At 48.2% G+C, this 14,107-nt stretch carries 8 protein-coding genes; 3 read left to right on the forward strand and 5 right to left on the reverse strand.

Going from position 1 to position 14,107, the window contains the following annotated elements; translation table 11 throughout:
* The first annotated feature begins 112 nt into the window (after positions 1-112).
* Positions 113-1,624, forward strand: a complete 1,512-nt coding sequence (locus NDI44_RS12435) for an NADH-quinone oxidoreductase subunit M (protein ID WP_190411544.1) — start codon at positions 113-115, stop codon at positions 1,622-1,624.
* A 262-nt stretch (positions 1,625-1,886) separates the two neighbouring features.
* The gene (locus tag NDI44_RS12440; RefSeq protein WP_190411545.1) at positions 1,887-3,188 is read left to right on the forward strand and encodes a CO2 hydration protein; all 1,302 of its coding nucleotides are present in this window, start codon (positions 1,887-1,889) and stop codon (positions 3,186-3,188) included.
* A gap of 149 nt (positions 3,189-3,337) precedes the next feature.
* On the opposite strand, the gene NDI44_RS12445 is transcribed toward NDI44_RS12440, so the two are convergent.
* From NDI44_RS12445 to NDI44_RS12460, 4 genes are all read right to left on the reverse strand, one after another.
* Positions 3,338-3,739 (reverse strand): fasciclin domain-containing protein, encoded by a 402-nt coding sequence (locus NDI44_RS12445; RefSeq protein ID WP_190411546.1) that lies wholly within the window; start codon positions 3,737-3,739, stop codon positions 3,338-3,340.
* A gap of 148 nt (positions 3,740-3,887) precedes the next feature.
* On the reverse strand, positions 3,888-5,684 hold the full coding sequence (locus NDI44_RS12450) for a diguanylate cyclase (protein WP_190411547.1): 1,797 nt from the start codon (positions 5,682-5,684) through the stop codon (positions 3,888-3,890).
* A complete protein-coding gene (locus tag NDI44_RS12455) occupies positions 5,677-6,069 on the reverse strand; it encodes a response regulator (RefSeq protein WP_190411548.1) in 393 nt (130 codons plus the stop codon). The genes NDI44_RS12450 and NDI44_RS12455 overlap by 8 nt, the downstream gene beginning before the upstream one ends.
* A 443-nt stretch (positions 6,070-6,512) precedes the next feature.
* A complete protein-coding gene (locus tag NDI44_RS12460; RefSeq protein ID WP_190411549.1) occupies positions 6,513-10,469 on the reverse strand; it encodes a PAS domain S-box protein in 3,957 nt (1,318 codons plus the stop codon).
* 193 nt (positions 10,470-10,662) lie between these two features.
* On the opposite strand from NDI44_RS12460, the gene NDI44_RS12465 reads away from it, so the two are divergent.
* Positions 10,663-11,238 carry a DUF924 family protein gene (locus tag NDI44_RS12465; protein ID WP_190411550.1) on the forward strand — a complete coding sequence of 192 codons (576 nt, stop codon included), beginning with the start codon at positions 10,663-10,665 and terminating at the stop codon, positions 11,236-11,238.
* Between the two features lie 61 nt (positions 11,239-11,299).
* On the opposite strand, the gene NDI44_RS12470 is transcribed toward NDI44_RS12465, so the two are convergent.
* On the reverse strand, positions 11,300-13,795 hold the full coding sequence (locus NDI44_RS12470) for a glycogen/starch/alpha-glucan phosphorylase (RefSeq protein WP_242037007.1): 2,496 nt from the start codon (positions 13,793-13,795) through the stop codon (positions 11,300-11,302).
* Positions 13,796-14,107 lie beyond the last annotated feature (312 nt).

Here is a 14,107-nt window from a genome sequence, read left to right on the forward strand (position 1 = left end):
AGAATATCTCCTACATAAATTGGGATTGCTATATAGCCAAACCGCCGTTTCTATGATTCTCATTCAGCCGGTCAACAGAAATCAGCAATCAGGAATCAGCAAATAACAAACCATGCTCAGCACTTTTATTTGGCTACCCTTTTTAGGTGCCGCTCTCGTCGGATTCTTACCTAACTTATCTGCTAGTCAGCTCCGTTTACTTGCATTAGCGATTATCAGTGGAATTTTATTAGAGACAGGATTTCTTTTAACCCAATTCGACCTGAACAATGCCGGGATGCAATTCTCTGAATTTATGCCCTGGATTGAAAAATTGGGATTGAATTACAGCCTTGGTGTTGATGGTTTGTCTTTACCGCTGTTGGCTTTGAATAGCCTGCTGACATGGATTGTTATTTACAGCACCTCAAAGCAGATTACTCGTCCTCAGCTTTACTATTCTTTAGTGCTGCTGGTCAATGCTGGAATTGCGGGTGCCTTCCTGTCGCAGAATTTGATGCTGTTTGTGTTGTTCTACGAACTAGAACTGATTCCGCTGTACTTGTTAATTGCCATCTGGGGCGGAACTGAAAAGCGTGGCTACGCAGCGATGAAGTTTCTCATTTATACAGCGCTTTCTGGAATTTTAATTCTGGCGGCATTTTTGGGTATAACTTGGCTGGGTAACGCTCCTAATTTTGATTACAATGCCAACATTGCTCAAGGTTTACCGTTACAAGCGCAGCTAATCCTGCTAACAATGCTGGTAGTGGGTTTCGGAATCAAAATTCCCCTAGTTCCGTTGCATACTTGGTTGCCAGATGCTTATGTCGAGGCTTCACCACCCGTAGCCATTCTTTTAGGTGGCATCCTGGCAAAGTTAGGAACCTATGGTTTAGTACGGTTTGGTTTAGGAATGTTTCCCGAAACCTGGACAATTGTGGCACCAGGGTTAGCGATTATCGGAGCGTTTAGTGCCGCTTACGGGGCGCTGAGTGCGATCGCTCAAAAAGATATCAAACGCATGGTCGCTTACAGCTCTATCGGTCACATGGGCTATGTTCTGTTAGCCGCCGCCGCTGCTACACCGCTTAGTTTACTCGGTGCCGTCTTGCAAATGGTTAGCCACGGCATCATCTTAGCCATCCTCTTCCATTTGGTGGGCGTTATCGAAAGCAAAGTTGGCACCCGCGATTTAGATGTCTTGAATGGTTTGTTGAGTCCCCAACGCGGCTTACCGCTTACCACTGCTTTGCTAGTTCTAGGCGGAATGGCGAGTGCTGGTATCCCTGGTATGGTAGGCTTTATCGCTGAATTTTTAGTGCTGCAAGGTAGTTTCATCGTATTTCCAATTCCAACCCTGATTTGTGTAATTTGTAGCGGTTTAACGGCAGTTTATTTTGTGATTCTCATTAACCGCACCTGTTTTGGCAAACTGAACAATGCCGCAGCTTACTATCCCAAAGTTGAATGGGTTGAGCGCACCCCAGCTTTAGTTTTAGCAGCCTTAATCTTCTTCTTAGGAATCTTCCCCAATTGGCTGGTGCGTTGGAGCGAACCGACAACCGCTGCAATGGTTGCTACCATGCCCACGACTACTACTCAGCAAGTTGCTATCAACTACCAACCTTCAGTTCAGGAGTAGAAAATTACTTTCATTCCTCTCGTTCCTTTGCTCAGCCTGGAAACGAAAAACCTCAGCTGAAATTCCGTAGGCTGGGTTTCGTTCCTCAACCCAGCAACCTCTATAGAGCTAAATCTAAGCTCAGCCTGAAAATGAGAAACCTAAGCCCCCAGCTCCCTAAAAAGCCAGGGAAGGGGTTGGGGGAAAGGTCAAAAACACTTCCCGCACAATTAAATAACGACTCATCAAAAAACATTCAGTAATTCATCTAAACGAACTAAAAATGGTACAAACTCCATCTAAGCCTTCAACAAAATTACCTCCTTCTAACCATGAATTTGCCGAAATTATTCATCGCTTAGAAGCTGGTGGTGCCATGCTGCCAGATACGCCGGAAAATCTCATGCAAATTATCGGTATTTATAAAGCGTATGCAGTACCGATGGATTTCTACTGGCGCGACCTGCTTTATATTGCCGAGCATGTCTTTTTAAATCCCTTTCCCTTCTTTAAATACTTCTTGCCCAAAGAGTATTTAGAGTTACATAATCATTACGCTGGAGACGATGCAGATTTGCGGATCTGGCGCGGAGAAGCCACTGCTCATCCCGAACTTCTAGAGTTTATGGAGAAGGGCGAAACTTCTAAAATGCCCAAGTTATTCCATCACTTAGGGCATGACCGAATTAATATGGAATTTGCCGAAGCTTGTATGCAAGCAATGCTTTGGCACGGCAGAGATATGGGCTGGGGTAAATTCGATGCCTATCTGGATACCGATGAATATAAAGCGAATGCAGATAGAGCAATTAAGGCTTACTTCAAAGGCAATCCGGCGATGCTGGGATTGTATAAACTGTTCCCTGATATGTTCTTAGAACAGGTACGCCAACTGTCTTACTACAGTAATTTAGGCTTGTTCTGGGAAGTGATGGCTCCAGTTTTCTTTGAGATGTCCGACCTCTACGATGAGGGGAAAATTACCAGTGTGCCGGAAGCGATGAATTTTCTGGTAAATGGAATTTTTGCGATCGCGGGTCGTCCAATTTATCATCACGTTTACATTCGGGGTGAAAAGTATGAAATTATCCCCAAATCTTGCGGTTTCACATGGCTGTACGAAGCAGCATTACCGTATGTGGAAGCTGTATTCTACCGTACCGCTCCATTCCGGGGTACAAAATCTTACAATGCTCAGGCAAAGCAAGTTCCGGAAAATCAGAAAGATTTCCACTATGGAATTCTCTATGCTGATGTATTTCCGGTGGGAACTGCTGGCATTCCGCCGACATTGTTAATGCAGGATATGCTGCATTTCCTCCCACCCTATCTCGTGGATTACTATCGCCAACACTGCCGCGGTGAAGATGATATGTTAATCCAATTAGGGATTACTTTCCAACGCTCGATGTACTGCGTTACTTCTGCTGTTATCCAAGCATTGCGGACGGCACTTCTGTATCCTTTAGATGACTCCAATCCGAAGCATTTACAAGCAAATCGGGAGTTTTTTGAAGCTCAGATGGATCGCTTTAAGCGTCCTGAAGCTCGTTTGCGGGATATTCAGCAGTCGGATTATCGATAGGAGATCCCCCCAACCCCCGCGCTAACGCGCCGCTTCGCTGGAAAAAAGGGGGGCTTTTAAAAGGAGCGATCGCACTCCGATTCCTTGATTCCTCCAACACACCTCAAATAGGGTTTTTAAAAAGGGAGCGATTGCTCCCTTTTTTTTATTTAACCCATTAAAATTACCGTGTCGATAACGTGAATCACGCCGTTATCCGCTTCGATATCTGGTGCGAGAACTGTAGCATTTTTCACCTCAAAACCATCAGAACAATCAATTCTGATGGGTGAACCTTCCACTGAGGTGACAGAACTTACTTTCTCTAAATCGGCTTTCATTAACTTGCCAGGAACGACATGATAGGTGAGAATTCTGGCAAGCTGGGGAATATTTTGCACCAAGGTTTGAATCGTTCCGGGTGGAAGTTTGGCAAAGGCATCATCATTCGGTGCAAAGACAGTAAAAGGGCCAGGACTTTTCAGCGTGTCCACCAACCCTGCCGCTTGGACAGCAGTTACTAAAGTTTTGAAAGAACCCGCACCAACGGCAATATCAACAATGTCAGCCATCTGTTCTCACTTAATAGATTGTATGGAAAAGCTCTGATAACAGTGTAGGGTGAGCCTTGCCAATATTATTGGATTGGCTATTTGCGATCGCTTTAAATCTTTAATGTTCGTTAAAAGCAGTTGTAATCTCTTGATCGCAGAGATTTGTTCACGTAGACAGAACCACCTGATTGCGTCCGCGTCGTTTGGCTTCATAGAGAGCTTTATCTGCGGCTTCATTGAGTTGGGTCGCTTCATCTACGTTGGGAAAGACAGCGATGCCACAGCTAAAAGTAACCGAAAACTCAGCGCCGTCAGACTGCTGCCGAACTTGTGCAAAACCTTCGCGGATTCGGTTGAGAACTTGCACGGCTGTTGCACCATCTGTATTCGGGAGGATAGCCGCAAACTCTTCCCCGCCATAACGACCCGTGATATCAGTTTTTCGCAAACGCTGCTGCAACAGACGGGATAAACTTTTCAGTACGCGATCGCCTGTGAGATGACCATAAGTATCGTTGACTGACTTAAAATCATCAATATCAATCATGGCAAAGGCAAGGTTCGTCTTTTCCCGCCGACCTCGTTGCACCTCAATACTGAGTTGCTCTTTAATCGTCGTATGATTGAGCAGCCCAGTCAGACTATCGCGCACCATCACCGAACGTAAAAGACGCGATCGCTGCACTCGCGGCATCACCGACGCAATCAGATGATTTGGCTGAATCGGCTTGGTTAAAAAATCATCCCCGCCTAGCTGAATCGCCGCTAGCTGCTTATTCAGATCCGTCTCCATCGACAGAAACACAATCGGAATGCCCACATAAGCCGGTTGCTGACGGATCACCGCTGCCAGTTCCACTCCATCGCATCCCGGCATATACATATCCATCAAAATGAGATCCGGTCTGAACTCAATTAACGGCGGCATCACCTGCAACGGATCTGTCACCACCAGCGCCGTCATTCCCGCCTGTTCCAAAGTCCAACCATAGAAGGATGCCAAAGGCGCATCATCGTCAACAATTAAAATGCGATACGGCTCTGGTGCTTGCGGCACTGTCAGCAAATCCAGCGCGTCAATCAATTCTCCAATGTTAATTGGCTTGGGAAAATACGCCTTTCCACCCGCTCTCACCGCCTGTAAACGAGCCATGAGATCGTTTCTGGCAGAAATAAACAAAACTGGCAGCGGTTGCTCTCGGTGCTGCTGGATGGCAGTAATTGTTTTGGGACCAGCGAGACTGTCTTGGGGGAAAACAACATCTACAATTGCAGCCGCAGGTGGTGTTTGCGCGATCGCCTCCTCCAGTTCAGCAATTTTGTCAAAAGTGCGAACCTGATAACCAAAACAACTGATTTGCAACGCCAAATCCTGCGATAGATGCGGATCGTCTTCCACCAAAAAAATCAGCCGATTCTCTGTCCAAGGCTCTTGAGACTGCAACGGGGGGAGGTTTAGATCCAGTACACAAGTGTCCTCCACTGCGATCGCCTGTTTCAAGCCTCCTACCAGCACGCAGATTTGTGCTTGTTCTTCTGCGGTTGGCAACTTTCCACTATCCAAAATCGCTTTGAATACCAGTTCCAAGGTTCGTGCCGCATTCCCTAACCCCAGCAACCCAAACGTGGCACTAGAACCCGCCAAACGGTGCATCAGGTGGTGTAGCGTTTCCAAAGGTGAGGCAGCGGCTTCTAGCAGGGACTGAGGCGGATTTTGAGAAGACGAAAGGGGCTGAACCTTTGAGGTGCTGAGGGGTTGATGTTCTTGATTCTCTCCTGCTCCAGGCAGGGTTTCCCCGCCCCTACATCCTGACTCCCCAGCTACGGTCCCTCTTTCCTCAAGGCTTCCCAGCAGCTGATTCCAAATTGTTTCAATCTGCTCAATTCGACTCGGCAGTTGTTGCCTATAGGCAAGGCGTAAGGCATTGAGTTGTTCTTGCGGATCTTGAAGCGCATCAATCATGGTACTGAAACCACATACGATTGAGAGTTGCAGAAAGGGTCATGGGATCGAACGGCTTCGCAATCACATCCAATACACCAAGTTGCTTATAATAAGCTACTTCATGGGTTTGCACTTTGGCTGTCAAGAAAATTACCGGAGTGCGTAAAGTTTGCGGGAGTTCCCGCAGTGCCTTTAGGGTGGTCATCCCATCCATCCCAGGCATCATCACATCCAGCAAAATCAAATCTGGGGCAAATATCGGCGCTTTCTGAATCGCTTCGCTCCCAGAACTACAGACTTCTACCGTGAAACCGCCGACTACTTTCAAACCCAAGCAGGCAACGGTCTGAATGTCCGGATCATCTTCCACCAACAAGATACGAGTTAAAGATGGAGTTGTCATATTGCTTTTGATTGATTACTCATTAATTTAAACTGAGTCGGAAGAAAAAGCATATCTATAAAAAAAGAGAAGATTCTACAATTCATTTGAGATTGCGATAGTTTAGGTTTATTGATCTTACCTCTACGAATAACAAACTCATTCCCTATCTCCAGAAAGTAGTAAGACTAAATTATTAGTAAGATCGGAAAAGCGCTTTTTACTCCCCGTCTTACCCTTGCCATGTTGAGTTCCTTACCTCAAACTCCACGCCTCTCAACGCGGAGAACCAAGCAGGATGGGAATGGCTCCCCAGTCTACAATATGACATGGTTTAATTCGGTCATCCTACTAAATATTTTGATTTTTAGTTTATAAATTAAAAATTTAATAACAACTATTTAAACTTAATAAAATTTAAGTTTCAATAAACGTTTAATTTATTGAAACTTAAAAAAACAGAATTAAGAAGCGGAATTACCGCGTCCAATTAGGGATTTAATCGTTTCCAGCAACTGCTGATTGGAGGTGCGGGACTTGACGAGTGCCGCAGCTACGTGATGTGCCGCCTCCATGCCAACGGTATTGGCGGAGAAAATGACTGCGGGGATGGAGGAAAAAATCTGATTGTTGAGATCCGCTAGCAATTCTAGACCAGAACCATCCGGTAAACTGAGGTCAAGAATCACTAAGTCAAAAGTTTTAGAAGACAGCTTGTGTCTTGCCTCATGAAGATTTTTAGCTGAATCAATTTCGGCGATATTCTGCAAAATTGTTGAGACCACCTGAGTTAAATCCGGATCGTCCTCAACATACAAAATATGAGGCTTACTGTCTGAGTTCTGCCGAACTGCTTGGCGGACAGATGCCATCAATCGCGCCTGATCGATTGGTTTATCCAGCCAGTCTATCACCGGCAATCCACCACCACTGAGTTGTTCGCGCCCCTGTTGGGCTTTGGCAGAAACGACCACAATCGGGAGACTCTGAGTATTTTCATCCTCCCGCAGTTCGCGGATCAAAGAGATGCCATCTTGACCGGGTAGCGCCAAATCTACAGTCATCGCTGCATAGCAATTTTCTGACAAAAGCTGCTTGGCTTGGGCTGCATTGTAGGCGATATCTGCACTTAAACCTTCTTGTTTCAGCATCAGCGACAGCAGCGTGGCAATATCGGGATCGTCTTCACAGATAAGGATGGGGAGACTTTCCGGCGAGTGGGAAGTCATAATCTTTGAGATCCGTGCTTCTTGCCATTCTGGTAAATCGAAGTAGAAAGTCGTCCCGACATTCGTTTGAGTTTCAAAACTAATGTGTCCTCCGAGTTTTTCTACGATCGCTTTGCAGATACTTAAACCTAAGCCAGTTCCTCCCTTTTGACGGGTATCTGAGGAATCTGCTTGAGCAAATTTCTGAAAAATCCGAGGGCGAAAGTCTTCGGGAATCCCACAACCGCAGTCGGTAACGGCAACTCGGATGGTATTTGGCGATTGAGTTGGACGGGAAACGGAGAGGGTGACGGTACCATTGGGGGGAGAGAATTTGGCGGCGTTGGAGAGTAGATTCGTTAGTACCTGCATCAGGCGATCGCGATCGACATTTACCTGAACACCGGACAACTCAGACTCCAGTACCAACTGCACCCCAAACTGTTCGCCATAGCCCCGGTTCGCCTCCAGCGCCTGCTCTACGAGTGGCATTAGTTCCAGCGGCTGGAGATGAAAATCCATTTTGCCGGATTCAATCTTTTCAATATCTAAAATGTCGTTAATCAGGAGAATCAGACGCTCGGTATTTTTATAAGCAATATTCACTAGCGCCTTTGCCTCATTGGGAATTTCACCCGTCACACCTCCAGCAATTAAACTCAAGGAGCCTCGCACCGAAGTGAGCGGCGTCCTCAATTCATGGCTGACGATGGAGACAAATTCGTTTTTCAGTCGCTCCATCTCCTTGCGCTCGGTAATATCGCGCACGATTGCCAGCACTTCATCCGCTCCGTTGACAACAACGCGAGCTTCATAATCGCGCACAGAGCCTATCTCTCCGGTTGGGTAAGCGGGATTCAAGGGGGCGAGCAGTTGATATTCAAAAACTTGGATCTCGTTAGCAGACAGCGCTTTGGCTACATAATGCAGCATTTGCTGCGCTACCTCGGTTGGCAAAAGCTCCTGCACAGTTTGACCGATGACTTGAGCGGGAGCGATCGCCCGAACGTCATTTTTAGCCGCTCTGAAGTCTAGAAAGGTGCCATCTTCACGGATGCGAAACATCGAATCTGGGATCGCGTCGAGGAGGGCGCGAGTTTTGGCTTCACTTTGGCGCAGCACTTCGCTTTGGCGGAGGGTTTCCTCTACTTGGATGCGTTCGGTGATGTCGGTGGCGACGCCAATTGCGCCCATGACTTCGTTGTTGGCGTTTCGCAGGGGCGAATAGCGAACCTCGAAGGTCAATTTGCCCATTTTTACCAGGGATGTTAAGGCTTTGCCAGATAGCGCTTGCCGAACCTCTTCGAGAATCTGTGGGAAGCGGCGGTACACCTCAAAGATGGATTGACCAACCACCTTACCCGCTTCCAGTCCCAAAGTATCCAGACCGCTCCCTTCGGAAAAGGTAATGACACCCCGATCGTCTAAGGCAAATAGAACGATGGGCGCACTTTTCACCACAGTCCGCAGACGTTCCTCGCTATCGCGCAATGCAGTCTGAGCGGCTTGCGATCGCGCTAGTTCCGCTTCTACTTGCTCGAACAAAGCGGCTTGTTGAATGGCGATCGCGATTTGCACGCTCAGTGCCTCTAGCAGTTCGACTTCCTCATATTGCCACTGCCGCGACGAGCGACAGTGATGGGCAATTAGCAACCCCCACAAGTGGTCTCCTTGCAAAATCGGTACGACTAGATTCGCTCGCACCTGAAATTGCTCTAACAATTCAATATGGCAGGGGTTGAGCTGAGCCGTGTAGATATCTTCAATGACACGGATACGACCTTGTTGATAAGCCGCAGCGTAGGTTTTGCCAAAGCACGGATCTTTGATATTGCTTCCCAGCACCGCCAACCACTGGGCACTCACGGACTCTACAACGACGGTGCCACTTCCATCCGGCTCAAAGCGGTACAAGATCGTTCGGTCTGCCTGAAGAAACTGCCGCACTTCCGCCACGGCAGTGTTGAGAACATCCTCCAGCTTCAAGGATTGGCGGATACGCTCTTGCATCGCTCCTAAGAGCTGCTCCCGTCGCAGAAGCTGCCGTAAAACGGCTTCAGCCTGCTTGCGGGCGGTAATGTCGGTGTGAATCCCAATCAACCCGACTACATTACCATTGTCATCGGTGATGGCATCAGCCCGAAGCAAAATCGATATAGTGCGATCGCTACGAGTACGCATCTCGACTTCACCACTCCAACAGGAGTTGCCTTGTTTGATCGTGCTGATGACTTCACGAGCGACATTCGGATCGCAGTAGCGGATAGCTGGCCCCCCAGCCGCATTTATTTCGTCTGTGGTGTATTCAAACAATTCCACAAACGCCGGATTGTGATAGAGGGACTGCCCTTTGGCGTTCGTAATGATGATGGCATCACTCGCATTTTCAACGGCTTTGCTAATCCGAATCAGATGTTCTTGGGCTTCCACTCGGTCGGTGATGTCAGTTTGGACACCCACAAAGTTTGTGAGTTTTCCTTGGGGATTCTTTACTGGCGCAACTCGCAGTTCGTTCCAGAAAAGCGTCCCATCTTTGCGGTAATTCCGCAAGGTGACATTGCACTCTTTTCCGTCCCGGATTGCCGTTCGCAATTGAGCGATCGCCGGTTGCTCTGTATCGATTCCTTGCAAGAAGCGGCAGTTGTGCCCTAAAACTTCGCTCTCGGAGTACCCGGTCATTTCCTGGAAACTGGGATTGATATAAATCAAGGGATTGTCTGGCAAGCTCGCGTCGCTAATCACGATGCCGTTATTGCTAGCAGCGATCGCCTTCTCCAACAGGTGTAGGTGTTCCTGTGATGGATGGCGCTCGGCGATCGCATCTCTCGACACGATCAATCCGCCGATTTCACCTGTGCCCGTGCGCCACGGCTGTACTTCCCACCTTACCCACTCCACAGTTCCATCAGTACGGGGTAAAGATTCTTCAACCTTCTCGATGCTTCCCTCTAAACAACGCTGATGGATTGCCCGCCAACGCTCAATTTCACAACGCTCAATTTCACAACGCTCAATTTCATAGTAAGAGCGCCCGATAATGTCCTCGCCAAGATTGCGCTCCGTCAGCCATCGACGACTGAACAGCAGGTAACGCATCTCGCGGTCGAACATAGCAACGGCTGCTGGCGCTTGCTGGATAAACAGTTGAAGCAGCTCTTGGTTATCGGTGTAATTCATGCGTAGGGCTGGGGGTGAGCGTGAAGTGAAAGTCATGCAGCTAGAGACTTCTATTCCAAGGGTGCCCAAATGTAATCTTCAGCTATCATCGGCATCACCAAATCGCTGTTTCCGGGCGCTGACAATCCGGCTCAGGGCAGGAATCGATCCCTCCTTAGCCCCTTTTTTAAGCGGGAATTAGATCGGAGGATTGGGGAGAGCGAAATTGAGAGCGCTGGAGCCAAAACTCATGTCACAAGTCCATGAAATTTTGAATTTTTGGTTTGGCAAACCCGATGAGGCGGGTTATGGGAAACCCCGTAAAGTCTGGTTTACCAAAAAACCGCAGTTTGATGAGGAGATCCGAACCCGCTTCTTAGGAGACTACGAACTAGCCGCAGCGGGTCAGTTAAATCCCTGGAAGGAATCGCCCCAAAGCTGTTTAGCACTGATACTGCTATTAGATCAATTTCCACGCAATTTGTTTCGCGGGAGTGCCCAAGCCTTCGCTACCGATAGCCTTGCTCTGTCTGTGGCACAGCACGCAGTTGCCAATGGCTTCGATCGAGAATTGCTGCCAGTCCAGCGATGCTTTTTTTATTTACCTTTTGAACATAGTGAAAATCTCGAACATCAGCGTCAGTCAGTGGAGTTATTTCAGCAATTGGGCGACGATCCTGACTGTATTGATTACATTTCCTACGCAGTTCGACACTTCGAGGTAATTGAACGCTTTGGGCGATTTCCCCATCGCAATCAGATTCTCGGTCGAGAGACAACGACCCAGGAGGCAGAGTTTCTTCAGCAGCCTGGGTCGTCATTTTAACAATTAATCTGCAACTGCATTGACTGTCTTGTCGCGCTGTCCCCTACTTACGAGTTGCTCGTTAAAGGACAGGGCGCTTGGCTTGCACCTTCACCTGCAAACCCGCTGTATGCGGTTGATACTCTTTCAAGTCGATCTTGACTGGCTGGACGTTCCAAATATCTTGGCAATACTCCTTAATCGTGCGGTCTGAGGAAAATTTCCCCGTGCGAGCAACGTTGAGAATTGACATTCGAGTCCAGTGCTTTGCGTCTCGATAAGCTCGGCTGACTTCTTGCTGGCAGTCAATATACGCTTGGTAGTCGGCAAAGAGCATATACTCATCCCTGTCTAGCAACGATTCCACAATTGGTTTGAAAAGGTCGCGATTGTCGGGTGAGAAGTAGCCGGAAGCGATCGCGTCGATCGTTTGTCGCAGTTCGGCATTGCTATGGTAATAGTCTCGCGGGTTGTATCCCCTTGCCTTCAGTGCATATACTTCTTGAGTTGTCAAGCCAAATAAGAAAAAGTTTTCAGGCCCGACTTCTTGGCGGATCTCAATGTTGGCACCGTCCAGCGTTCCGATGGTAAGCGCCCCATTCATGGCGAACTTCATGTTGCCCGTCCCGGAAGCTTCTTTGCCCGCCGTGGAGATTTGCTCGGAAAGATCGGCGGCTGGATAAACTCGCTGACCGAGAGAGACCGAGAAATTTGCCAAGAAAACAACCTTAATGCGATCGCGCACATCCGGGTCATTATTGACGACTTTCGCCACCGAATTAATCAACTGAATGACCAGTTTGGCAATGTAGTAGCCAGGAGCGGACTTGCCTGCAAAAATAAAAGTCCGGGGCAAGATATCAACATTGGGATCTTTTTTGATCCGGTTGTACAGCGTAATAATGTACAGCACATTCAACAGCTGACGCTTGTACTCGTGAATCCGCTTCACCTGAATATCAAACAGAGAATCTGGATTTACTTCAATGTCGTTGTAGAGCAGAATGTACTCTGCCAAGGATTGCTTATTTTTGCGCTTAATCGACGAGAAGCGAGAACAAAACTCAGCATCATCAACAAACGCTTCTAGCTGCTTGAATTGATCGAGTTGTGTTACCCAATCATTGCCAATTTTCTCGGTAATCAGCTCAGACAGATGGGGATTGCTCAGCAACAACCACCGGCGCGGTGTCACCCCGTTCGTTTTGTTATTAAACTTTTCGGGCCACAATTCGTAGAAATCTCGCAAGACATCTGCTTTGAGCAAATCGGTATGCAGTGCTGCCACTCCATTGATGGAATGGCTGCCCACGCAAGCTAAATGCGCCATGCGGACGTACTTCTGGGCACCTTCCTCAATAATTGACAATCTCCCCACCCGCGCCTCATCCCCCGGATACTTGGCACGTACCTCATCGAGAAAGTGACGGTTAATTTCATAGATAATCTCTAAGTGCCGAGGCAACAGATGCTCAAACAAGCTCACAGGCCAGCGTTCTAGAGCCTCAGAGAGCAGTGTATGGTTCGTGTAGGCGAAGACGCGCCGAGTGATGTACCAAGCTCGGTTCCAGCCTAATTCGTACTCATCCACCAGCAACCGCATCAGTTCGGCAACCCCAATCGATGGGTGCGTGTCGTTGAGCTGGATAGCGACTTTGTCGTAGAACCGATCGAAAGTCCGGTGAATGCGCTGATGCGAATTGATAATGTCTCGGAGAGAACAGCTGACGAAGAAATACTGCTGTTCTAGGCGCAGTTGCCGACCCTGAGAGGTGTTGTCGTTGGGATAGAGAACTTTTGAGATATTTTCAGAAAATATCTTGTTGGTAACGGCACCGGCATAATCACCGCTGTCGAAAACCTGGAAGTCGAACTCTTCAGAAGCCCCCGCCCGCCAGAGACGCAGCGTATTCACCGTATTATTGTTGTACCCAGATACGGGTGTATCGTAGGGCGTCCCTAAGATTTTCCGATCGGGAATCCAACGCACTCGATAACGACCTTGTCCATCGCTGTAAGCTTCTGTATATCCGCCGAACTTCACTTCAACGGTTAATTCTGAGCGGCGAACTTCCCAAGGGTTGCCAAACCGGAGCCATTTGTCGGGGTGTTCGACTTGAGCGCCATCCTGAATCCATTGATCAAAGATCCCGAATTCGTAGCGAATGCCGTAGCCAACTGCCGGAATTTCTAAGGTAGCCAGGGAGTCGAGAAAACAGGCCGCCAGACGCCCTAAACCCCCATTGCCGAGTCCGGGTTCTGATTCTAATACTTTGAGGTCGTTGATGTCGAGTCCGGACTCGTGGAGAGCTTGGCGTGCCCGTTCGTACAAACCTAAATTGAGTAGGTTATTGTCCAACTGACGACCCATCAAGAACTCTGCCGATAGGTAGTATACGGTTTTGACATCTTTGTCAATGTAGGTTCTGCCCGTGTTAATCCATCGGTGCAGCAAGCGATCGCGCACGGTATAAGCGAGAGCCATGTAGTAATCATGGGGCGTCGCCCAATACTCATCCTTTGCCAGCAGGTAATACAGATTATCTGCAAAGGCCCGTTTCAGGGTCACTACCGTCATCCCGGTGCGATCGTCTTCCACCTGAACTTCAACGGGTTCAATGGGTTCAATGGGTGTCTCCAAGTGGTCGGCGTGCCCGTCATACGGCGGCTCAAAACGCCCCCCCTGCGAGGGCTGATGACTACTTTCTGTCATGTATCAATCTCCGTTTAACAGCAGTCTGTTGCTAGTCCCAATCCTGTCATAACCGGCTTTAGGCTGGCACGGCGGGAAGTATTGGCGAGAAGTATTGGCAATATGCCTCCGGCACGCTGCACGAACGCATCTTCACAAAACCCGTGCCTAAGCGAATTGTGTAAATCTTTAATTTAA

The organism is Trichocoleus sp. DQ-A3, from assembly GCF_039961975.1.
Taxonomy (GTDB): domain Bacteria; phylum Cyanobacteriota; class Cyanobacteriia; order Cyanobacteriales; family FACHB-T130; genus FACHB-T130.